Below are 18706 nucleotides of genomic sequence, written 5' to 3' on the forward strand. Positions count from 1 at the left end.
GCCGCCTGCAGCTGGATCCACCGAAACCGGCATTTGATCGGCGTCGCGATCGATGGTTTGACGGCGCGAGACGCAATCGCATGGGGTGCGGGATGGCCAAGGCCAAGCCGATCACGATCTACGGCATCAAGAGCTGCGACACGATGAAGAAGGCGCGGACCTGGCTGGAAGGCCGCGACGTCGCCCACGCTTTCCACGACTACAAGGAGGCCGGCATCGAGCGCCCGCGGCTGGAGGCTTGGGCGAGCCAGGTCGGCTGGGAGGTGCTGCTCAACCGCGCCGGCACCACCTTCCGCAATCTGCCGGAGGAGGCCAAGGCCGGCCTCACCGAGCAGAAGGCGATCGCGCTGATGCTGGCTCAGCCCTCGATGATCAAGCGCCCGGTGCTCGATCTCGGCGACCGGCTGATCGTCGGCTTCAAGCCGGACATCTACGAGACGTCGCTAGCCTAGCCGCGCCGCCATCCAGTCGGCGGTCGCTTCCAGGAAGGCGGCGAGCACGTCCGTGTCCTTGCGGCCGGTGCTGGCCTTGACGTGGAAGGCATGATCGGCCTCTTCGGCGAGCACCAGCGTCGCGCGCTCGCCGAGTTTTGCGACGACCGGCTGCAGCAGGTCCAATTGCGCCAGTTCGTCGCGGGTTCCCTGCAGGAACAGCAGGGGCAGCGCCACATCCGAGAGATGGGGCGCCCGCTCGATCGACGGCTTGCCGGCGGGATGCAGCGGAAAGGCGAAGAAGACGAGACCGCGCACGCCGGCAAGCGGCACGAGCGCCTGGGCCTGCGAGGTCATCCGGCCGCCGAATGACTTGCCGCCGGCGAACAGCGGCAGGTCCGGCGCGCGACGGTCGGCTTCGGCGACCGCCGCGCGCACCGCGGCATGGGCCACCGCCGGTGCGTCAGGGCGTTTCGAGCCGCGTTCCATAGAGGGGAACTGGTAGCGCAGCACGGCGATGCCGCGCTCGGCGAGCCCGTCGGCCAGCGCCGCCATGGCCTTGTGCGCCATGCCGGCGCCGGCGCCATGGGCGAGCACGAGACAGGCGCGTGCGTCCGGCGGTCGCTGCCAGAGACCCGAAACGCTGTCGGTCCCGTCAATGGCGATTGTTATGGTCTGGGCGGTCGTCATCACGCCAGCTTAACCGCAAAAGCGGCGGCTGACAGCGGCCGGCTGCCGTCACTGCGCGTCGACGCTCCTGGTGGTCTCGGGCAGCGCGAACCAGGGGTGCTGGCGCGAGGTCCAGTAGGCGGCGGTGGGCGTTGCGAAGGATGGATCGGCGAAGCACCCGACCGAGATGAAAATCGTATCGGGCAGGACCTCGCCCCTGACATAGACGATCGATCCGCAGGTCGGGCAGAACACATGCTCGACCCAGCGGCCGCCGGTGCCGAGGCGCCGCCACGTCCGGTGCTCGCCGTCGATCCGCGTCACCGCTTCGGTTTTGAACCAGGCGCGGCAGGCGAAGGCCGATCCGGTGGCGCGCTGACAGTCCAGGCAATGGCAGGTGTAGACATGGCCGGGCTCGCCGGTGACGGCGAGGCCGAACGAACCGCAGGCGCAGGACGCAGTCCTTGCAGCATCGGGACGGTCGTGGGCGTGGCCGGGTGAATTGATAAGGGTCATCTCGGTCTCCTGGTGATCTGGGCTCGACGGTGACGAGGCGGGTGGACGGGCTCGGCCTCACCGCCTGAACGGCATCAGGGCCGCGAAGTCATCCTCGATATGGCCGGCGGCGATGGCGCTTTCGAAAGCGGCTGGTCCGGCGACAGTCGCCCCGCATGCGGCGAGCGGCGCGCATCTGGCCGCCGTGCGGTTCCAGACCTGTGTGCTGAAGCCGTGGCTGAGAAAAGCCCGGGCGAGCGCCGAGCCCATGCGCCCGGTGCCGAGAACGGTGATTGCGGATGTCACGGGCGATCTCCAAATGAACTGTGGCGAGGGCCGCTCCAGGGCGCTCTCCAGGGTCGACAGATGTGAAATAGCGATAGAGTTATCAAGTGCTTACGTTGAAGTAAGTGGTTCCGTCGTTGCCGGTGGGGAGACACGCCCGTGAAGGTGCAAATGCGCGAGACCTGTGGCTTGGGATCGGCGCTCAACGTCATCGGTGGCAAGTGGAAGGCCTGGATCCTGTGGGAGTTGCACGCCGCGCCGGTGCGTTTCGGCGCGCTCCGCCGGCGTCTGTCCGGTATCAGCGAAAAGGTGCTGTTCGAACAGCTCCGCGAGATGGAGGCCGCCGGCATCATCCACCGTGAGGTCTTCGACCAGGTGCCGCCGCGGGTCGAATATTCGCTGACCGAGACCGGCGCGACGCTGAACGAGGCCGTCCATGCGCTGACCCAATGGGGCGAAAGGCACGCCGCCGGCCTCGCCGCCCAACGCCTCGCCGCGGAATAGCCGGGGGCCACGGACGGCTGCGTTTGATCGATCGGGTCACGCTATTCTCCGTGCATTGACCAACCGCGCAAGCCGTTCGCATCCTCCATACCGGTCCCGCATCCCCTGGAGAGCCAAGATGACCTTGCCCGCGCCCCTGCGCAGCCTCGGCCTGACATGCCCGGTCTTTCAGGCGCCGATCGGATCGATCGCCTCGCCGGAGCTGGCGGCTGCGGTGTCGAATGCCGGCGGGCTCGGGCATCTGGCCTGCACCTGGCGCAGCCCGGACCAGCTGCGCAGCCTGTTCACCACGATGGACGGGCTGACGCGCCGGCCATACGGCGCCAATTTCGTGCTGGATTTCCCGATCGAGGACCGGCTCGACGCGGCGCTCGCCCACGGAGTGCCGGTCATTTCCTTTTTCTGGGGTGACGGCGGGCGCTATGTCCCGCGGGTCAGAGCCGCCGGCGCTGTCGCCATTCAGGTTGTCGGATCGATCGGCGAGGCGCGGCGGGCCGCCGATGCCGGTTTCGATCTCATCGTGGCCCAGGGCAGGGAGGCCGGCGGTCACGTCCGGGGTGAGCTCTCCACGATGACGCTGGTGCCGCAAGTCGTCGACGCGGTTGGCGAACTGCCGGTCCTGGCGGGGGCGGCATCGTCGATCGTCGTGGCGTTGCCGCGGCGGTAGCGCTCGGCGCGGCGGGGGTCTGGGTCGGGACGCGCTTCCTGGCCGCCCTGGAGGCCAATATTCACCCGCGCTACCGGGACCTGGTCCTTGCCGCCGACGGCGACGACACCCTCTACTCGGAGCTCTTCGACATTGGCTGGCCCAACGCACCGCTTCGGACCCTGAAGAACCAGACGACGCGCGATTGGGAGGCCGCCGGACGGCGCGCGGCGCCGGACCGGCCGGGCGAAGGCGAAGCCATTGCCTGGCGCGCCGATGGCTCGGCCATCCCGCGTTATTTCTTCAGCTCGCCGACACGCGACATAGCGGGCGATGTCGACGCAATGGCGCTCTATGCCGGAGAAGGCGTCGGCCTTGTCCATGAGGCGGAACCGGCATCGGCCATCGTCACGGACCTTGCCCGCGGGTTCGAAACCGGCGCGTCGTCACTGCCGTCGATGTGGGCGCCGGGCGCCTGAGGCGCCTGTTTGCAGCGGCGCGCCATCCGCGCCCCCGATAGCGCCATCCATTGCGGTGCCGGCCGCGTCACACCGATGCCGCGCGCCGTGCGACTGCCTGGCGCGCGACGTCGGCGACGCCGAAGCTGAGCGCCAGATCGGCTGTCTCCAGCTCGGTCATGGCGATCCATCGCGCCTCGAGCGCGTCGTCGCCGGCAACCGGTTCTCCGGCGGTCCAGCGGCAGAGGACGGCGACCAGGATGAAATGCTGGCGCAGCGCCCCGGCCGCGTCATGGTCGAAGGCGTCGACTGCGGTCAGCACGTCCTCCGCTTCCGCCTGGACGGCGGTTTCTTCCAGCAATTCGCGTGTCGCGGCCTGGGCGATCGTCTCGCCAGCCTCGATCTTGCCGCCCGGAAAACCCCAGCGGCCGGCATCCGGCGGATTGGCGCGCCGGACCAGCAGGACGGCATCATCGCGCAGGACCACCGCGATCGTTGCCGCGATCGGGCGCGCCGGTCCTTGGGCCGGTCCTTGGCTTGTCGTGACGGCAATCTCGGACATGGCGGTTGGTCTCCTGCGGCAGGCGCTGCCACGCCCATAACACGTCGCCCGCGGTCAGAGCGCCGGCCCGCCGTGCAAGGTGATCATGTCCCTGACCGCGCCGATGATCGTTTCGGACAGGCCGGAGCGCCAGCGAAGTCCGATGTCGCGTGCCAGGGCGAGGTCGTCGATCACCAGAGCCACGACATCGGAACCGGCGAAGCTGCGCGGTGCGACGATGGCGCCGAGGCCCTGCGCCACCAGGTTCAAGGCGAGATCGTCGCGGCTCGCCCGTGCCACCACCTTGAACCTGAGCCCCGACGACTGCAGTGCGCCGCTGCGCAATTCGCAGGATGTCCGCAGCACGAACGGCTCGCCCGAAAGATCCGCGAGCGTCAGCGGCATTGGTCGCAGTGCCAGCCGGTGCTGGCGTGCCACGAGAATGGCAAAGGGTTCACGCCAAAGGATCTCACTCGTCGCTGTCGCGTGCTCGACCGTGGTCCAGGCGATATCGATGCGGCCCTGGTTGAGCCAGCGGGCAATTTCGGCTGCATCGCCCTCGCGCACCGTCCAGGCCGGGCGGGAAGACCCCATGGCCTCGGCCACGACCGCCGCGACGGCGGTGCAGGGCAGGGTGCGCAGCACTCCGACGCGCAAGGCTGGCGGCGGCGGCGCGGCCGCGAACGACGCACGGGCGCTATCGCAGCGCGACAGAATGTCCTTGGCATCGTCGTAGAACCGCAGGGCCCGCGACGTCGGAATGACCCGCCGCTTGCCGCCGGAGCGGTCGAACAGCGGCTCGCCCAGTTCCTGTTCCAGAGCCTTCAGGCCAGCCGAGATCGCCGGTTGCGAGACATGCAGCCGCTCCGCGGCCGCGGTGACCGCGCGGCACTCGACCACGGCACAGAAAAATCTCAGGTGCTGGATCTTCATGCCGGCTGGTCCGCCACGACGACGATCGAAAATCGCATCTGCGCATCCTCAGGAGCACTAATTCATCATCAAATTCTATCCGGCTGAATCCATTTTATCAATTTTCCTTATCCATGAGCCGCCGATAGCCTTCGCGTCCGAAGCAAGGAAGGGGCTGGACGTGGCAATCGACCTGTCGCCGGACGGATCGCGCTCCGGCGGGGCCAACTGGCCTGGTCTGGGTTATGCGGCAACCGTCGTCGCCCTGTTCGCGGGCTTCGTCCTGGTCTCGCGGCTCGGGCTTTCCACGGCCTTGCCGCTGACCGACCTTGCCGCGTTTCGCTTCGGTATCGGCGGCCTCGTATTGCTGCCGATCGTGCTGCGTTCCGGCCTGGCGGGCTTGCGCCCGGTTCAGGCCATTGCCTTGGCCTTGCTCGGTGGGCTCGGCTTTGCGCTGCTCGCCTATTCCGGTTTCGCGCTGGCGCCGGCGGCCCATGGCGCGGTGCTGCTTCATGGCACCTTGCCGCTGACGACCGCCCTGGTGATCTGGGCATCCGGGAGCGGCGGGCGCCCCAGGGGAGGCGGCCTTGTCCTGATCGCCTGCGGCATCGCCGCGATGGCGTGGGACGGGCTCGGGCAGGCGTCCTGGTCGCTGCTGGCAGGGGATCTCTGCCTCGTCCTGGCGTCGCTCTGCTGGTCGAGCTACGCCATCTATGTGAAGCGTCTGGACATCCCGGCGCTTCAGGCCGCCGCGATCGTCGCGGTCATCTCGGCGATCATCTACCTGCCGGTCTATGCGGTCTTGCCGAACCGGACGCTGTTCCAGGCCGCCTGGAGCGATCTTCTCGCCCAGGCCGCCTGGAGCGATCTTCTCGTCCAGGCCGCCTGGAGCGATCTTCTCGTCCAGGCCGGTTTCCAGGGCGTCGTCATCGGCGCCGTCTCGATCTTTGTCTATACCCGCGCCGTTGCGCTGCTGGGGGCGGCTGACGTCGCGTTGTTCACGGCCGCCGTGCCCGGCCTGACCGCGCTCGGCGGCTATCTTCTCCTGTCGGAAATCCCGAGCGGTCCGAGCCTGGCCGGGGTGGCGCTGGTGACCGGCGGCATGCTGATCGGGCTGCGCAAACCGAAGCCGCGGTGAGAGCGTCAGGCGCCATCGCCGGCATCGACCGGTCGGCGCCAGGTCTCCTCAAGGCCCGGCAGGGGCGGCCTGCCGCCGATAATGCGATGGCGTCTTGCCGGTCAAGGCGAGAAACGCCTTGGAGAAATGCGCCTGATCGAAATAGCCCAGCGCATGGGCGAGCGCCGTCAGGCTCAGCTCCTCGTTGCGGTTGAGCGCTTCCACCGCCTCGATCATGCGGTAGCGGTCGATCACCCATTTCGGCCCGACCCCGACATAGCTCTCGAACTGGCGCTGCAACGTCCGCGCGCTGACGCCCGAGCGGCGGGCCAGCGCCGAGACTGAGCAGAGGTCCCGCGTCTCGGCGATCAGCGCCACCTGGGCACTGACCTCCAGCGCGCGGGCATCGGGCGCGGGCATGCGCCGGCGCAAAAGCGTCTCGACCTCGTCGGCCATGCCGGCCGGGTCGGCGAGGGCGGCGAAGCGCTGGTCGAGCGTCGCGTCGGAGACATCGAAGACCTCGCCGATCGGCACGGCCTTGTCGGTGATCGTGTCCATCGACCGGCCGAGAAAGCCGCGAAACAGGCCGGGGCGGAACTTGGTGCCGATCACCGCGCCGGCGTCTTTCAGCGTGTAGGTGAACTTGGCTCTCTGCAGGCCGAATATGCCGGTGCCGCCAACGGGATCGACGACCAGATGCTGGGTCGGGTGCGGCAGGTTTTCCTGGGTATAGGGCCCGGCGCCGCGCAGATCCCAGAGCACCAGCCAGAAATGCTCGATATAGGCCGCGAGATCTTCTGACGGCGCCAGGCGCACCAGTTCGAATTTCTGCAGGCTCCTGGCCTTGTTCAACAGGCCACGCGGCGGCGACTGGTCGTGGCCAATGACAGTGCGATCGAGGGTCTGTCGCAAATCTACAATTCCTTCGCAACGCCCGGCACTAGCTTGCCGATCACCGCCCGACACCCCCGCAGGAACTGACCATGACAACGGCCAAAGGCACCATCAAGCACAACAATTGGGTCGAGAAGGCTTATCACGAGGCGAATGGCCAGAAGTCGACGACGGTCAGCACTGACTGCGTGCTCGACGGCGACATCGACGCCAAGGCCCCGAACAGCTTCCTGATGCAATATACCGATCCGGCCAATGTCCACTATGCCGGCTACCTGCTGGTCGACGGAAGGCTCGACGGCAAGAGCGGCGGCTTCATCATCTACGAAGTCGGCACCTGGCAGAATGGCGTCGCGACCTCGCAATGGCAGATCGTCAAGGACTCCGGAACCGGCGGGCTGAAGGGCATTTCCGGCACCGGCAAATACGCTGCCGAGCACGACAAGACGGTCCGCTATGAGCTCGAATACGAGCTCGCCTAGGCTTGCCTGCGTCATGTCATGGCCGGCGGCGGTCGCCCGCCGGCCGCAATCTTGATAGAGTTCCCGGGATCATAGGGAGCTCCGAGATTGCCGCGCGTCGATACCCGCAACAGTGCTCGTTTCTGGCATGTACCGGCGACCGCCGGGCTGAGCTGTCTCGCCGCGGACTTCACCACCCACGAATATGCGCCCCATAGCCACCCGGCCTTCGTCATCGCGGTGACGGAAGCCGGCGGATCGGAATTCAAGAGCCGGGGCCGGACCGAGGAAGCCAGGTCGTCCATGCTGCTCGTCTTCAACCCGGACGAGCCTCATTCCGGCCGCATGGGCCGCAGCGAACGCTGGTCCTATCGCGGGCTCTATCTGACTTCGCCCGCCATCGACGCGGTGAAACGGGCGCTGCAGCTGGAGCGCACGCCCTATTTCATGGAGAACATGTTCGGCGACCAGGACCTGATCGCAGGTTTCCGCGCGCTTCACCACGCGCTCGACGGCGGTCACGATGGGCTCGAGCAGAACGAGCTCCTGGTCGACAGCCTCGGCGAACTGTTCCGCCGGCACGGCGCCGGCGTGGTGCGCCTGCCGGCCGGCATGCGCGACCAGGCGAAGATCCGGGCCGTGCAGCAGATGATGCGCGAGCGTCATGACCAGGATCTCAGCCTCGACGACATGGCGGCCGAGGTCGATCTCTCGCCCTTCCAATTGATCGGCCTGTTCAAGCGGACGACCGGGCTGACGCCGCACGCCTTTCTGACCCAGCTTCGCCTGCATGTCGCCATCGCCGCCCTGGACCGGGGCGTGGCCATTGTCGAAGCGGCGCTGGCGGCCGGCTTCTATGACCAGAGCGCGCTGACCCGCAATTTCAAGCGTTGTTACGGCATCACGCCGCTGCAATGGGTTCGTGCGGCGCGGGGCTGACGCCCGATCGGCAATTTTTGCCAATAACCCGGGCTGCCCGGCGGTTCATTTTGCGCCATCGAAGGCAGGGCCGGCCGGCATCGGCCATGACCTCCCGTCGATCGCTTCAAAGGCGCGATCCCCAAGGCTCAGCAAGGATGGCGCGGCAATGATGGCTCGACAATGACGTTTTTCGACCGCCTCTGGGCGCGGCCGCTGCTGCTTCTGCCGCTGGCTCCTTTGTTCTGGGCCGGCAATCTCGTGCTCGGGCGCGCCTTTGCCGAGACCTTTCCGCCGGTCTCGCTGGCGGTCGGGCGTTGGCTGGTCGCACTCGCCATCCTGGCGCCCTTTGTCATCGGGCAGGCCTGGCGGCAGAGGGACCTGCTGCGCCGGCACTGGGGGCTGGTCTGGGCTTGCGGCGCCCTCGGCATCGCCGGCTACAACGCGCTCGGTTACCTGGCCCTGCACAGCGTGCCGGCGGCAAGCGTCGCCTTCCTGAACTCGACCTTGCCACTGATGGTGCCGATCGCCGCCTTCGTGCTCGGCGTCGAGCGGGTGAAGCCGGTGACGCTCGCCGGCATTGCCTTGTCCTTCCTGGGCGTGGTGTGGATCGTCGCGCGCGGCGACCTCGCTCATCTCGGCGCGATCGGGCTTTCCGCCGGCGAGCCGCTGGTGCTGCTCGCGGTCGCCAATTACGCGCTCTATTCGGTGCTTGTCCGGCGCAAGCCGGCGAGCCTCGACCCCCTGGTCTTCCTGGCCGCGACCATGGCGACCGGGCTGGTCGTGCTGATGCCGTTCTGGGCCCTGGAACTGGCCGGTGGCGCCCGCATCCCGCACGATCCGGCGTCGCTCGGCGCGGTTCTCTATATCGGCGTCTTCGCCTCGCTCCTGGCTTTCGTGCTGTGGAACCGCTGCGTCGCGATGCTTGGGCCGAGCATCACCGGCGCGTCCTTCCATCTGGTCGCGCTGTTCACCGCGCTGCTCGCCTTCGCTTTGCTCGGCGAGCCGGTCCGGTCGTTCCATCTCGCCGGTGCCGCGCTGATTCTTGGCGGCTTTGCGCTGGCGACGGTGCCATGGCCGTCCGCCGATGGCCGGCTACATTCAGATGCTGCGGGCGCGGCTGGCGCCGAGATAGCCGCCGAGCGCCGCGCAGCCGAGCGCCAGGGCGATCGGTATCCAGGCTGCCACCAGCGCAGCCTCATAGGTCGCGAATGAAGAGGATCTCTGCGCGATGTAAAAGATCTGCAGGATCACCCGGGCGGCGGCATAACCAGCCGTGAGCCCGATCAGGACGCCCAGGGCGACACGTGTTGCGCGGTTCCACTGCTTTGGTACGCCAAGTGTCCCATCGGTGCGACGGCGCATGCGCCGCCGCGTGGCGGTTGCGGCCCAGACCGCGCCGATCAGGGCCGAGACGAGGCCGCCGAGCGGGCCGACGGCAAAGAGCAGCGTCATCGCGGCGCCGCCGTCGTGTTCCGACACCTTGAAATATTGCATGGCAGCGACGCCGATGGCGACGGCTGCGACATAGCCCACGATCAGGCCGGCCGTCGCACCGAAAAGACCCCACCAGAATATGCGCATGACGATCCTTCCTGCCGGCTGGATCGATCTTCTAGATGGAGGACGTTTCTGTCGCGTGTCTTGCCGGCCGCGTGTCTTGCCGGCCGCGTGTCTTGCCGGCGAAGCGTTCGCTTGCGCGGCTCAGCGCGCGCGCGCCGGCCGCGGCTTCGGCACCGGCGCCAGGGGCATGGTCATCTCGGTCGCCGTCGCGGCGGCGGCCGGCGCCGAGGGCTGGGACGCGGCCGGCTGAGGCGCGGCATCGGCGACCCGGCCCGAGCTCAGCGAAATCCGCCGGACGCCGTCGGAGCCGGTGTCCTGGCCGTTCTGCGGCGTGGCATTGGGCCGGCTGGCGGCCGGATCGGCTGGGCTGTCCGGAGCCGTCACCGAGACGCGCTCCTGGCGCTTGTTCGGGTCGCTGTCGGGCTGGATGAGGCGCACCGGAACCGAACTCGAGGAGGCGAGCGAGGGCGCCGCTGCCGGTTGCGGCGCGACCGGCGTCGCGGCCCAGGCGTCATTGCCGGTCGGCATGTGATAATTGCTGAAGGTGAAACCCGCAGCCGCGGCGGCGGCAATGCAGACAGCCCCGGCGGTCATCACCAGACCGCGCCATCGGCCACCCTGCAGCCGTTTCGCCACCACGCGCTCCTGCTCGGCGTCGTAGAGACGATCCGCCAGCGCTGTCGCCGCCGCACCCGAATCGATGCGGGGGGTAAGCTCGCTTTCGGTCGAAGGGGCTGAGGTCATTCGCTACAATCGATTGGTTGACAGCAGAACGGCTATCACTTCCGCCGCTTGCTGGCCAGATGATAGGTTACGGGCGGGGGCTGATTGGTTCGTTTAGCTCCGCAAATGCGGCGACCACATGGCGTCGGCCGAAAAAGGCGCGGAAGGAAACCTGATGTCGATCTTGATTCTGGGACTTGTGCTGTTTCTGGGCGCCCATGCCTTCACCACGCTGAGGGCGCCCAGGGCCCAGTTGATCGAAGGGCTGGGGGCGGGCGGCTACAAGGGCGCCTATTCGCTCGTCTCGGGCGTCGGCCTGGGCCTGATCATCTATGGCTATGGCGTCGCGCGCGCCCAGGGCTACGTCCAGGTCTGGTCGCCGCCGGCAGCGCTTGGCCATGTCACGGCGCTGCTGATGGCGGTCGCCTTCATTGCCGCCGTCGCCTCCGGCGGGCCGAACGGCAAGATCAAGTCGACGCTGAAACATCCGCTGCTGGTGGCCGCCAAGGCCTGGGCGCTCGGCCATCTCCTGGTCAATGGCGATCTGGCCTCGATGCTGCTGTTCGGTTCGTTCCTCGCCTGGGCGGTCGCCGCGCGCATCTCGCTCAAATCGCGCCCCGATGCGGTCGAGCCGCCACCGGCGCCCTGGGGCATGAGCGACGTCATCGCCATTGGCGTCGGCCTGGCTCTCACCGTGGTGTTCATGATCTGGCTGCACCCCCTGCTGATCGGCGTGCCGGCGATGATTCGCTGACCGCGACCGGCAGGCGGGCCGTTTCGCACGATCCCGACCAGGCGGCGTTTGCGTCGGGAGGGGGAGTTGATAGGTTCCGCGCCGCTTCGGCAGACCGCCGCCCCTCCGGGAGCGCGGTGCTGCCCCTTTGGATGATCCGATGGCCGATATTTTCGATGAAGTCGAAGAGGACCTGCGGCGCGCAAGGTTCGAGGAATTCTGGAAGAAATATTGGCCGCTCATGGCCGCGCTCGCGGCGGTCGTGATTCTGGCCATCGGGGGCTGGCGTTTCTACGACTGGCGCCAGGAGCAGCAATCGGCGGCTGCCGGCGGCCGCTTCGAGGCCGCCATGCGGCTGTCGCGGACCAATGCCGCCGAGGCCGAGGCGCAATTCGCCGCGATCGCGGCCGACGCTCCGACCGGCTATCGCATTCTGGCGCGGTTCCGCCAGGCCACCGAGCTTGCCGGTCGCGACAAGGAGGCGGCGGTCAAGGCTTTCGACGCGATTGCCGCCGATTCCGCGATCGGACCGGTCCTGCAGGACGTGGCGCGCATCCGGGCGGGTTACCTGCTGGTCGATACCGCGACGCCGGCCGAGATCGCCCGCCGCGTCGAACCGCTGGCGGCTCCCGGATTGCCGTTCCGCCATTCCGCGCGCGAACTCCTGGCGCTGGCCGCCATGCGTGCCGGCGACAAGGCCGCGGCCGACAAATGGCTTCAGGCGATCCAGGCCGACCAGGAAACGCCCCAGGGCGTCCGTGGCCGTGCCGAACTGATCGCCGCGGTCATGGCGGGCCTCGCCAAATAGCCGCAATTCCTGACCAGAGGATGCCTGCATCACCGGGATCGACGGTATTTTCAAGCGAAGTGGCCACCGGTTCGCTTGAAGAAAATGCGACAAGATATTGAGATAGTGCCCTTTTCCGATTTTTTGAGACGGTAACGGGCTTGCGCGTCCAGACCTCAAGAGCCGAACGGACCAGAGATATGACTTCCTCCCGCCTCGATCGACGCCTCGTCCTGCGCGCCGGTGCGCTCGCCGCCCTCGGTCTCGGGCTGACGGCCTGCGAATCGCTGCAGGACATCCCGGCCATGTTCGAGCGCAGGGCGCCGCCCTTGCCGGGCGACCGCCAGGCGGTGTTCCCGGAAGGCGTGCCCGGCGTCGACCGGTCCATCCCGCAGCCGGCCAATGCGCCGCCGGATGTCGCGCCGCCGGCCCCGCCCGCCGAGCAGCCGCCGGCCGAGCAGCAGCCGCGCCGCCGCCGGGGCAGCCGCCCCGCCGCGCAAGATCCCGGTTGATCGGCGGTCATGGCTTTCACCCTCGCCATTGTCGGCCGACCCAATGTCGGCAAGTCGACGCTGTTCAACCGGCTGGTCGGCCGACGCATCGCGCTGGTCGACGACCGGCCGGGCGTGACGCGCGACCGTCGCGAGGGTGATGCCCGCCTCGGCGATCTCGAATTCACCATCATCGACACCGCGGGGCTCGAAGAGGCCGACGGCGGCACGCTCGAAGCCCGCATGCGGGCCCAGACGGAAGAGGCCATCCGGCTCGCCGATGTGGTGATCTTCATGGTCGATGCCCGGGTCGGTCTGACGCCGGATGACCACGTCTTCGCCAATCTGGTGCGCCGTTCGGGCAAGCCGGTCATCCTCGCCGCCAACAAGAGCGAAGGCAAAGTCGGCATGGCCGGCGCCTACGAGGCCTTCGGCCTGGGTCTCGGCGATCCGGTGCCGCTGTCGGCCGAACATGGCGAGGGCCTGTCGGAACTCTATGACGCGCTGGCCGTCCACATGCCCGTGCCGACCTATGAGGATGACGCGGTCGAGCACGACGAAGACGAGGTCGACGATCCGAACAAGCCGATCCCGGTGGCCATTGTCGGCCGGCCGAATGCCGGCAAGTCGACCCTGGTCAATGCCCTGATCGGCGAGGACCGCATGCTGACCGGCCCCGAGGCCGGCATCACCCGCGACGCCATCGCGGTGGACTGGGACTGGGGCGGGCGCAAGTTCCGGCTGGTCGATACGGCAGGCTTGAGAAAGCGCGCGCGTATCGAGGACAAGCTGGAAAAGCTGTCGGTCGCCGATGCGCTGCGCGCCATCCGCTTCGCCCAGGTCGTGGTTGTCTGCATGGATGCCGAAAAGCCGTTCGAGGATCAGGATCTGCGGATCGCCGATCTCGCGGCCAAGGAGGGCAGGGCTGTCGTGCTCGCCTTCACCAAATGGGACCTGATCCCGCACAAGGGCGGCAAGGCCGCCAAGCTGCGCGAGGAGACCGACCATTGGCTGCCGCAGATCAAGGGCTGCCCGGTGGTCGCCAATTCGGCGGAAACCGGCCAGGGTCTGGACCGGCTGATGCAGGCGATCATCGATGCCCGCGTGCCGTGGCAGAAGCGCATCTCGACCAGCCAGCTGGTTCGCTGGCTGCAGGAGACGATCGACCATCATCCGCCGCCGGCGGTCTCCGGGCGGCGTATCAAGCTGCGTTACATGACCCAGGCGAAGACGCGGCCACCGACCTTCGTCGCCTTCTGCTCGCGCCCCGAAGCCTTGCCGGAGAGCTATCTGCGCTACCTGGTCAACGGCCTGCGCGAGAGCTTCGACATGCAGGGGACGCCGATCCGCTTCCACCTGAAGAAGACCGACAATCCCTATGCCGACACCGGCCGCAAGATCTACTAGCGGCCGGATCGGGAGGCGGTATTTCAGTAGCCGACGGTGAAACGCTGGCGCTGATGGGCCGGCGTTTCCAGTTCGTCGACCAGCGCGACCGCATAGTCCTCATAAGAAATCCAGCTCTTGCCGCCGGCGTCGGCCAGCAGCTGGTTGGTGCCGAGCCGGAACTTGCCGGTGCGCTCGCCGGCGACGAACAGGGCCGAAGGCGACAGGAAGGTCCAGTTGAGGGCCGGTTCCGCCTTCAACAGCTCGAGGAAGGCGCCGCCGGCCAGGGCTTCGCTCTTGTGGGCGGCCGGAAAGGCCGGCTGGTCGACCAGGCGCGCACCCGGCGCAACCTCGAGGCTGCCGGCGCCGCCGACCACCAGGTAGCGCGGCACGCCGGCCGCCTTGACCGCCGCGATCAGCTTGTTCGGGTCGGATGCGGTGAAATGCACGCTGCTGATCACCGCGTCATGGCCGGCGATCGCCCTGGCCAGCGCTTCCGGGGAATCCGCGTCCGCCTTGACGGCGGTGACGCCGCTGGCGGCGGCGATCCTGGACGGGTCGCGCGCGATGGCCGTGACGCTGTGGCCGCGGCGGGCGAGTTCGGCGACGAGGCGGGAACCGACATTGCCGGAGGCGCCGATCAGAGCGACTTTCATTGGAGGGTCTCCATATGGTAGTAACCGATGGATACCAAGTGCGCGTGAAGCATCGACCTGTAAAGAAGGCACTTTCAGGTCACGTGGTCACCCCGGAGGAACCGTCTTGCGCGACCCCAATGTTTTCGACGGCAAATGCCCGACCCGCGTGGTGCTCGACCGCGTCGGCGACAAATGGGCGGTGCTGATCCTGCTCCTGCTCGCCAGCGAGCCCCTGCGCTTCAACGAATTGCGCCGGCGGATCGACGGCATCTCGCAGAAGATGCTGTCGCAGACGCTGAAGAGCCTGGAGCGCGACGGCCTGGTCGGCCGCAAGGCCTTCGCGACCGTGCCGGTGACCGTGGAATATTCGATCACCGAGCTCGGCCGGACGCTCTATTCGGCGGTCGACAGCCTGCGCCTCTGGGCCGAAACCCACCTTGCCGACGTCGTGGCGGCGCAGCAGCGTTACGACGGGACCGAGGGCTTGTCGCAGGCGGCGTGAGGCCAGCACGTCGTCACGCGTCAACCCTCGCCCACGTCTTCTTGGGGTGTGGGTGCCGGCGGAGCCGGCGGGTGAGGGTGGTTGCGTCGATGCGCGACGCGCATTGCGCACCGAAATGATGGGCGGGCCCTTTTCAGACCCTCACCCGGCCGCTCCGCGGCCACCCTCTCCCGCAAGCGGGCGAGGCTTTGCGCACGCCTCAGGCCGGTTCCTGGAACGCTTTCAGCGTCTTGGTCGGATAGTCGTAGATCTTGCCGGTTTCGGTCACGTCGGGCAGGCAGAGCGCCAGAATGGCGCGCGCCGGGCCTTCCGGGCCCTCCAGCGTCGCCGGGTCCTCGCCGGGCATGGCCTGCGCCCGCATGCTGGTGCGGATCGGGCCCGGATTGAACAGGTTGACCCGGATCGGGCTGTTCTCGGTCTCCGCCGCATAGGTCAAAGCCAGCGAATTGAGCGCTGCCTTGGTCACCGAATAGGGGCCCCAGAACGGCCGGTTGCGCCACGACGCGCCGGACGAGACGAAGACCGCGCGGCCGGCATCGGATTGCTGCAGCAGCGGATCGAACGAACGTATCAAGCGCCATTGCGCGGTCAGGTTAACCGCGACAGTGTGATCCCATTCCTTCGGCGTGATATGGCCGAGCGGCGAGATCGGCCCGAGAATGGCGCCGTTCGCCACCAGCACGTCGAGCTTGCCCCAACGCTCATGGATGGCGAGCCCGAGGCGATCCAGGCCATCGCCGTCCTTGACGTCCAGGGGCACCAGCGTCGCCGATCCGCCGATCTGGCGGATCGCATCGTCGAGCGTCTCCAGGCCGCCCTGGGTGCGCGCCACGGCCACCACATGGGCGCCGGCCGCGGCGAGCAGCAGGGCGGTCTCGCGCCCGATGCCGCGCGAGGCTCCGGTGATGCAGGCCACCCGGCCTGAAAGGGGCTTGTCGGTCATGGAAATGGCGTCTCAGCTCGCTTCGGCGAGCAGCGAGAGCTGCTTGGCGCTTTCGCTGACCAGGTCGGTGATCGGCGTCGGGTAGTCGCCGGTGAAATAGTGGTCGGTGAACTGCGGCTGCACCGGGTCGCGGCCCGGTTCGCCGAGCGCCCGGTAGAGCCCGTCGATCGAGATGAAGGCGAGCGAATCGACCCCGAGATAGACCTTCATCTCCTCGAGCGACATGCGCGCCGCCAGGAGCTTGTCCTGGTCCGGCATGTCGATGCCGTAATAGTCGGGAAACTTGATCGGCGGCGAGGCGATGCGGAAATGCACCTCGCGGGCGCCGGCATCACGCATCATCTGGACGATCTTGCGCGAGGTCGTGCCGCGCACGATGCTGTCGTCGACCAGCACGATGCGCTGGCCCTCGACAACCGCCCGGTTGGCCGAATGTTTCAGGCGCACGCCGAGCTCACGCACCGTCTGGGTCGGCTGGATGAAGGTGCGGCCGACATAGTGGTTGCGGATGATGCCGAGCTCGTAGGGGATGCCCGACCGATGCGCGAAGCCGATCGCCGCCGGCACGCCGGAATCGGGCACCGGCACCACCACATCGGCTTCGACCGGCGCTTCGCTGGCCAGGGTCGCGCCGATCTGCTTGCGCAGGCCATAGACATTCTTGCCGTCGACGATCGAGTCCGGCCGCGCGAAATAGACATATTCGAAGATGCACGGGCGCGGCTTGCGCTGCGGGAACGGAATGATCGATTCCAGGCCCTGGTCGGAAATGACCACGACCTCGCCAACGGCGACCTCGCGCACGAAGCGTGCGCCGATGATGTCGAGCGCGCAGGTCTCGGAGGTCAGGATATATTTGCCGCCGAGCTCGCCGATCACCAGCGGCCGGATGCCGAGCGGGTCGCGGGCACCGATCAGTTTCTTGTTGGTCATGCCGACAAAGGCATAACCGCCCTCGATCTGGCCGAGCGCGTCGATGAACCGGTCGGTGAAACGGTTGCGCCGGGAACGGGCGACCAGGTGCAGGATGACTTCGGTGTCCGATGTCGCCTGGTAGATCGCGCCGTCGGCGATCAACCGGCGGCGCAGAGTCAGGCCATTGGTCAGGTTGCCGTTGTGGCAGACCGCGAAACCGCCGGTCTCGAGCTCGGCGAACAGCGGCTGGACGTTGCGCAGAATGGTGCCGCCGGTGGTCGAATAGCGGGTATGGCCAATGGCCGATTGGCCGGGCAGGCGTTCGATCACTTCGCGCTTGGAGAAATTGTCGCCGACCAGGCCGAGCCGACGTTCCGAATGGAACCGGGCGCCGTCGAACGACACGATGCCGGCGGCCTCCTGGCCGCGATGCTGCAGGGCGTGCAGGCCGAGCGCGGTCAGCGCCGCGGCATCCGGATGGTTGTGGACACCGAAGACGCCGCATTCCTCATGCAGCCGGTCTGCTTCACTGTCGAAGGCCCCGTCATCCAGGGTCTGGGGGTCGAAGTCCTCGCGCTGATGCTCCAGGTCCGCCTCGTGGAGGCGCACCTCCAGGGATCGCGTCATGGTGTCCTCGTCCAAGAACGACATCGCCGGGGCCCGGAAGCGGGCGCCGGTTCGATCTCGTGGCCAACAGAAATACGGGCCCCGATTCGATCCGGATCGATCGCATCAGCGTCCCGAAGGCTCCGATCGTCGCCCCGTCACGTCATATGCGGGGCGATGCGCCGGTTAGAAAGTCCTTTCCACCCCATGCACGGCGGCCATGCGCCGCCCGAACAGGCTTTTATCGCCAAGTCATCGCCCTATGGGCGACGCGGCTGCGGCTGGGCCGGCGGCGCCGCGGGAGCCGTTCCCGGTGCGGCCGGCGGCGCCGCGGCATCGGCGGCGGGCTGCTGCGAGCGGTTCAGCCGGCGCAGAATATCCGAACCTTCGATGTCCTGCGGCAATTTCTCGATCAGCCAGTCCTTGGTGCTGTCGAGCAGCGCGTAAGACTTGGCCTTGGCGACCCAGTCCGGCCGGTTGGTGTTGGGCACCAGCCAGGTGAAGAAGGCGAAGGCGACCACCACGATGACCAGCCCGCGGGCCAGGCCGAAGGCAAAGCCGAGGGTGCGGTCGAGCACGCCGATCTTGGAGTCGAGAATGGCGTCGGAGATGCGAATGGTGATCAGCGAGACGACCACCAGCACGGTCAGGAACACGCCGGCGATGACGATCGCCTTGGCCGCCAGTTCGTTCGACACCTGGGTCTGGGCGAGCGGCAGCAGCCGCGGGAAGGCCCACCACGTGGCGAGCGCCGCCAGGCCCCAGGAGGCGATCGACAGAACCTCGCGGACGAAGCCACGGACCATCGCGAGCAAAGCTGAAATCAGCATGATCACGGCGAGGCCAATGTCGAGATAGGTGACCGGCATCGGGGAGGGCTCCGGGCAAGCAAAATGACTGACGCGAGTCGCAACAGGCCGCGCGATCACGCGCTTATAGCGAGGCATGCGGCTGCCGTCACCCCGTCAACCACAGGCAAATCGCGCCGGTAATCCAGCCGCCTGATCGGTGGCGTTGCAGGTCCATCCGGCATTCCGATGGACCGCTGATCCCGGACCCGTGCCGGCAAGCGCATGTGAGCCGGCCGG

General features: G+C 67.7%; 25 protein-coding genes. 13 read left to right on the forward strand and 12 right to left on the reverse strand.

Annotated features, from left to right (window positions below; translation table 11 throughout):
* The first annotated feature begins 92 nt into the window (after positions 1–92).
* Positions 93–452, forward strand: a complete 360-nt coding sequence (locus tag E8M01_RS29640) for an arsenate reductase (protein ID WP_136963446.1) — start codon at positions 93–95, stop codon at positions 450–452.
* Here E8M01_RS29640 and E8M01_RS29645 read toward each other — a convergent pair.
* From E8M01_RS29645 to E8M01_RS29655, 3 genes are read right to left on the reverse strand one after another with little or no spacing between them, the layout of a single operon-like run.
* On the reverse strand, positions 444–1121 hold the full coding sequence (locus tag E8M01_RS29645) for an alpha/beta hydrolase family protein (protein WP_136963447.1): 678 nt from the start codon (positions 1119–1121) through the stop codon (positions 444–446). The genes E8M01_RS29640 and E8M01_RS29645 overlap by 9 nt on opposite strands.
* A gap of 48 nt (positions 1122–1169) precedes the next feature.
* On the reverse strand, positions 1170–1616 hold the full coding sequence (locus E8M01_RS29650; RefSeq protein ID WP_136963448.1) for a GFA family protein: 447 nt from the start codon (positions 1614–1616) through the stop codon (positions 1170–1172).
* 57 nt (positions 1617–1673) lie between these two features.
* Complete coding sequence (locus E8M01_RS29655; RefSeq protein ID WP_215908826.1) at positions 1674–1901, reverse strand: NAD(P)-binding domain-containing protein; 228 nt, start codon at positions 1899–1901, stop codon at positions 1674–1676.
* 150 nt (positions 1902–2051) lie between these two features.
* On the opposite strand from E8M01_RS29655, the gene E8M01_RS29660 reads away from it, so the two are divergent.
* The 3 genes from E8M01_RS29660 (at position 2052) to E8M01_RS35800 (ending at position 3509) form a co-directional block, all read left to right on the forward strand.
* Positions 2052–2384: a winged helix-turn-helix transcriptional regulator gene (locus tag E8M01_RS29660; RefSeq protein WP_136963449.1), complete on the forward strand. Its 333-nt coding sequence runs from the start codon at positions 2052–2054 to the stop codon at positions 2382–2384.
* Positions 2385–2502: 118 nt separating this feature from the next.
* Positions 2503–3051, forward strand: a complete 549-nt coding sequence (locus E8M01_RS35795) for a nitronate monooxygenase (protein ID WP_215908827.1) — start codon at positions 2503–2505, stop codon at positions 3049–3051.
* Complete coding sequence (locus E8M01_RS35800) at positions 3018–3509, forward strand: nitronate monooxygenase (RefSeq protein WP_215908962.1); 492 nt, start codon at positions 3018–3020, stop codon at positions 3507–3509. The genes E8M01_RS35795 and E8M01_RS35800 overlap by 34 nt, the downstream gene beginning before the upstream one ends.
* A 67-nt stretch (positions 3510–3576) precedes the next feature.
* Here the strand turns inward: E8M01_RS35800 and E8M01_RS29670 are convergent, their stop codons facing one another.
* Both E8M01_RS29670 and E8M01_RS29675 read right to left on the reverse strand, forming a co-directional pair.
* A complete protein-coding gene (locus tag E8M01_RS29670) occupies positions 3577–4050 on the reverse strand; it encodes an NUDIX hydrolase (RefSeq protein WP_136963450.1) in 474 nt (157 codons plus the stop codon).
* Between the two features lie 54 nt (positions 4051–4104).
* Entirely contained in the window at positions 4105–4962 is an 858-nt protein-coding gene (locus E8M01_RS29675; RefSeq protein WP_136963451.1) for a LysR family transcriptional regulator, read from the reverse strand.
* Positions 4963–5122: 160 nt separating this feature from the next.
* On the opposite strand from E8M01_RS29675, the gene E8M01_RS29680 reads away from it, so the two are divergent.
* Complete coding sequence (locus E8M01_RS29680) at positions 5123–6079, forward strand: DMT family transporter (protein WP_136963452.1); 957 nt, start codon at positions 5123–5125, stop codon at positions 6077–6079.
* A 48-nt stretch (positions 6080–6127) separates the two neighbouring features.
* On the opposite strand, the gene E8M01_RS29685 is transcribed toward E8M01_RS29680, so the two are convergent.
* Entirely contained in the window at positions 6128–6970 is an 843-nt protein-coding gene (locus E8M01_RS29685) for a helix-turn-helix domain-containing protein (RefSeq protein WP_136963453.1), read from the reverse strand.
* Positions 6971–7041: 71 nt separating this feature from the next.
* Here E8M01_RS29685 and E8M01_RS29690 point away from each other — a divergent pair, with 71 nt between their 5' ends.
* The 3 genes from E8M01_RS29690 to E8M01_RS29700 all read left to right on the forward strand — a co-directional run bounded on the left by E8M01_RS29690 (position 7042) and on the right by E8M01_RS29700 (position 9546).
* Entirely contained in the window at positions 7042–7434 is a 393-nt protein-coding gene (locus E8M01_RS29690; protein WP_136963454.1) for a DUF3224 domain-containing protein, read from the forward strand.
* Between the two features lie 87 nt (positions 7435–7521).
* Positions 7522–8352 (forward strand): AraC family transcriptional regulator, encoded by an 831-nt coding sequence (locus E8M01_RS29695; protein ID WP_136963455.1) that lies wholly within the window; start codon positions 7522–7524, stop codon positions 8350–8352.
* A 162-nt stretch (positions 8353–8514) separates the two neighbouring features.
* On the forward strand, positions 8515–9546 hold the full coding sequence (locus tag E8M01_RS29700; RefSeq protein WP_136963456.1) for a DMT family transporter: 1032 nt from the start codon (positions 8515–8517) through the stop codon (positions 9544–9546).
* On the opposite strand, the gene E8M01_RS29705 is transcribed toward E8M01_RS29700, so the two are convergent.
* Positions 9433–9915 carry a hypothetical protein gene (locus tag E8M01_RS29705; RefSeq protein ID WP_136963457.1) on the reverse strand — a complete coding sequence of 161 codons (483 nt, stop codon included), beginning with the start codon at positions 9913–9915 and terminating at the stop codon, positions 9433–9435. The two genes, E8M01_RS29700 and E8M01_RS29705, sit on opposite strands and share 114 nt — an antisense overlap.
* Positions 9916–10035: 120 nt before the next feature.
* On the reverse strand, positions 10036–10638 hold the full coding sequence (locus E8M01_RS29710) for a hypothetical protein (RefSeq protein ID WP_136963458.1): 603 nt from the start codon (positions 10636–10638) through the stop codon (positions 10036–10038).
* A 154-nt stretch (positions 10639–10792) separates the two neighbouring features.
* Here E8M01_RS29710 and E8M01_RS29715 point away from each other — a divergent pair, with 154 nt between their 5' ends.
* The 4 genes from E8M01_RS29715 (at position 10793) to der (ending at position 14035) form a co-directional block, all read left to right on the forward strand.
* A complete protein-coding gene (locus E8M01_RS29715; protein ID WP_136963459.1) occupies positions 10793–11371 on the forward strand; it encodes an NnrU family protein in 579 nt (192 codons plus the stop codon).
* Positions 11372–11510: 139 nt separating this feature from the next.
* On the forward strand, positions 11511–12158 hold the full coding sequence (locus E8M01_RS29720; protein ID WP_136963460.1) for a tetratricopeptide repeat protein: 648 nt from the start codon (positions 11511–11513) through the stop codon (positions 12156–12158).
* A 179-nt stretch (positions 12159–12337) separates the two neighbouring features.
* Complete coding sequence (locus E8M01_RS29725; protein WP_136963461.1) at positions 12338–12649, forward strand: hypothetical protein; 312 nt, start codon at positions 12338–12340, stop codon at positions 12647–12649.
* Between the two features lie 9 nt (positions 12650–12658).
* The gene (der, locus tag E8M01_RS29730) at positions 12659–14035 is read left to right on the forward strand and encodes a ribosome biogenesis GTPase Der (protein WP_136963462.1); all 1377 of its coding nucleotides are present in this window, start codon (positions 12659–12661) and stop codon (positions 14033–14035) included.
* Between the two features lie 23 nt (positions 14036–14058).
* Here der and E8M01_RS29735 read toward each other — a convergent pair whose 3' ends face one another.
* The gene (locus tag E8M01_RS29735; protein WP_136963463.1) at positions 14059–14670 is read right to left on the reverse strand and encodes an NAD(P)-dependent oxidoreductase; all 612 of its coding nucleotides are present in this window, start codon (positions 14668–14670) and stop codon (positions 14059–14061) included.
* 106 nt (positions 14671–14776) lie between these two features.
* On the opposite strand from E8M01_RS29735, the gene E8M01_RS29740 reads away from it, so the two are divergent.
* The gene (locus tag E8M01_RS29740; protein WP_136963464.1) at positions 14777–15154 is read left to right on the forward strand and encodes a winged helix-turn-helix transcriptional regulator; all 378 of its coding nucleotides are present in this window, start codon (positions 14777–14779) and stop codon (positions 15152–15154) included.
* A 199-nt stretch (positions 15155–15353) separates the two neighbouring features.
* Here E8M01_RS29740 and E8M01_RS29745 read toward each other — a convergent pair whose 3' ends face one another.
* The 3 genes from E8M01_RS29745 to E8M01_RS29755 all read right to left on the reverse strand — a co-directional run bounded on the left by E8M01_RS29745 (position 15354) and on the right by E8M01_RS29755 (position 18487).
* Positions 15354–16097, reverse strand: coding sequence for an SDR family NAD(P)-dependent oxidoreductase (locus E8M01_RS29745; RefSeq protein WP_136963465.1), 744 nt, complete (start codon positions 16095–16097; stop codon positions 15354–15356).
* A gap of 12 nt (positions 16098–16109) precedes the next feature.
* Positions 16110–17639: an amidophosphoribosyltransferase gene (gene purF / locus E8M01_RS29750; RefSeq protein WP_136963466.1), complete on the reverse strand. Its 1530-nt coding sequence runs from the start codon at positions 17637–17639 to the stop codon at positions 16110–16112.
* A 239-nt stretch (positions 17640–17878) separates the two neighbouring features.
* Positions 17879–18487: a CvpA family protein gene (locus E8M01_RS29755; RefSeq protein WP_136963467.1), complete on the reverse strand. Its 609-nt coding sequence runs from the start codon at positions 18485–18487 to the stop codon at positions 17879–17881.
* Between the last annotated feature and the right edge of the window lie 219 nt (positions 18488–18706).

It is taken from the genome of Phreatobacter stygius, assembly GCF_005144885.1.
In the GTDB taxonomy this organism is placed as follows: domain Bacteria; phylum Pseudomonadota; class Alphaproteobacteria; order Rhizobiales; family Phreatobacteraceae; genus Phreatobacter; species Phreatobacter stygius.

What these genes read in the sequence shown, in the direction of transcription:
- E8M01_RS29640 (WP_136963446.1), top strand. Translation starts at nt 93, where the DNA reads ATGGCCAAGGCCAAGCCGATCACGATCTACGGCATCAAGAGCTGCGAC.
- E8M01_RS29645 (WP_136963447.1), bottom strand. Translation starts at nt 1,121, where the DNA reads ATGACGACCGCCCAGACCATAACAATCGCCATTGACGGGACCGACAGC.
- E8M01_RS29650 (WP_136963448.1), bottom strand. Translation starts at nt 1,616, where the DNA reads ATGACCCTTATCAATTCACCCGGCCACGCCCACGACCGTCCCGATGCT.
- E8M01_RS29660 (WP_136963449.1), top strand. Translation starts at nt 2,052, where the DNA reads ATGCGCGAGACCTGTGGCTTGGGATCGGCGCTCAACGTCATCGGTGGC.
- E8M01_RS35795 (WP_215908827.1), top strand. Translation starts at nt 2,503, where the DNA reads ATGACCTTGCCCGCGCCCCTGCGCAGCCTCGGCCTGACATGCCCGGTC.
- E8M01_RS29670 (WP_136963450.1), bottom strand. Translation starts at nt 4,050, where the DNA reads ATGTCCGAGATTGCCGTCACGACAAGCCAAGGACCGGCCCAAGGACCG.
- E8M01_RS29675 (WP_136963451.1), bottom strand. Translation starts at nt 4,962, where the DNA reads ATGAAGATCCAGCACCTGAGATTTTTCTGTGCCGTGGTCGAGTGCCGC.
- E8M01_RS29690 (WP_136963454.1), top strand. Translation starts at nt 7,042, where the DNA reads ATGACAACGGCCAAAGGCACCATCAAGCACAACAATTGGGTCGAGAAG.
- E8M01_RS29700 (WP_136963456.1), top strand. Translation starts at nt 8,515, where the DNA reads ATGACGTTTTTCGACCGCCTCTGGGCGCGGCCGCTGCTGCTTCTGCCG.
- E8M01_RS29705 (WP_136963457.1), bottom strand. Translation starts at nt 9,915, where the DNA reads ATGCGCATATTCTGGTGGGGTCTTTTCGGTGCGACGGCCGGCCTGATC.
- E8M01_RS29710 (WP_136963458.1), bottom strand. Translation starts at nt 10,638, where the DNA reads ATGACCTCAGCCCCTTCGACCGAAAGCGAGCTTACCCCCCGCATCGAT.
- E8M01_RS29715 (WP_136963459.1), top strand. Translation starts at nt 10,793, where the DNA reads ATGTCGATCTTGATTCTGGGACTTGTGCTGTTTCTGGGCGCCCATGCC.
- E8M01_RS29720 (WP_136963460.1), top strand. Translation starts at nt 11,511, where the DNA reads ATGGCCGATATTTTCGATGAAGTCGAAGAGGACCTGCGGCGCGCAAGG.
- E8M01_RS29725 (WP_136963461.1), top strand. Translation starts at nt 12,338, where the DNA reads ATGACTTCCTCCCGCCTCGATCGACGCCTCGTCCTGCGCGCCGGTGCG.
- der (WP_136963462.1), top strand. Translation starts at nt 12,659, where the DNA reads ATGGCTTTCACCCTCGCCATTGTCGGCCGACCCAATGTCGGCAAGTCG.
- E8M01_RS29735 (WP_136963463.1), bottom strand. Translation starts at nt 14,670, where the DNA reads ATGAAAGTCGCTCTGATCGGCGCCTCCGGCAATGTCGGTTCCCGCCTC.
- E8M01_RS29745 (WP_136963465.1), bottom strand. Translation starts at nt 16,097, where the DNA reads ATGACCGACAAGCCCCTTTCAGGCCGGGTGGCCTGCATCACCGGAGCC.
- purF (WP_136963466.1), bottom strand. Translation starts at nt 17,639, where the DNA reads ATGACGCGATCCCTGGAGGTGCGCCTCCACGAGGCGGACCTGGAGCAT.
- E8M01_RS29755 (WP_136963467.1), bottom strand. Translation starts at nt 18,487, where the DNA reads ATGCCGGTCACCTATCTCGACATTGGCCTCGCCGTGATCATGCTGATT.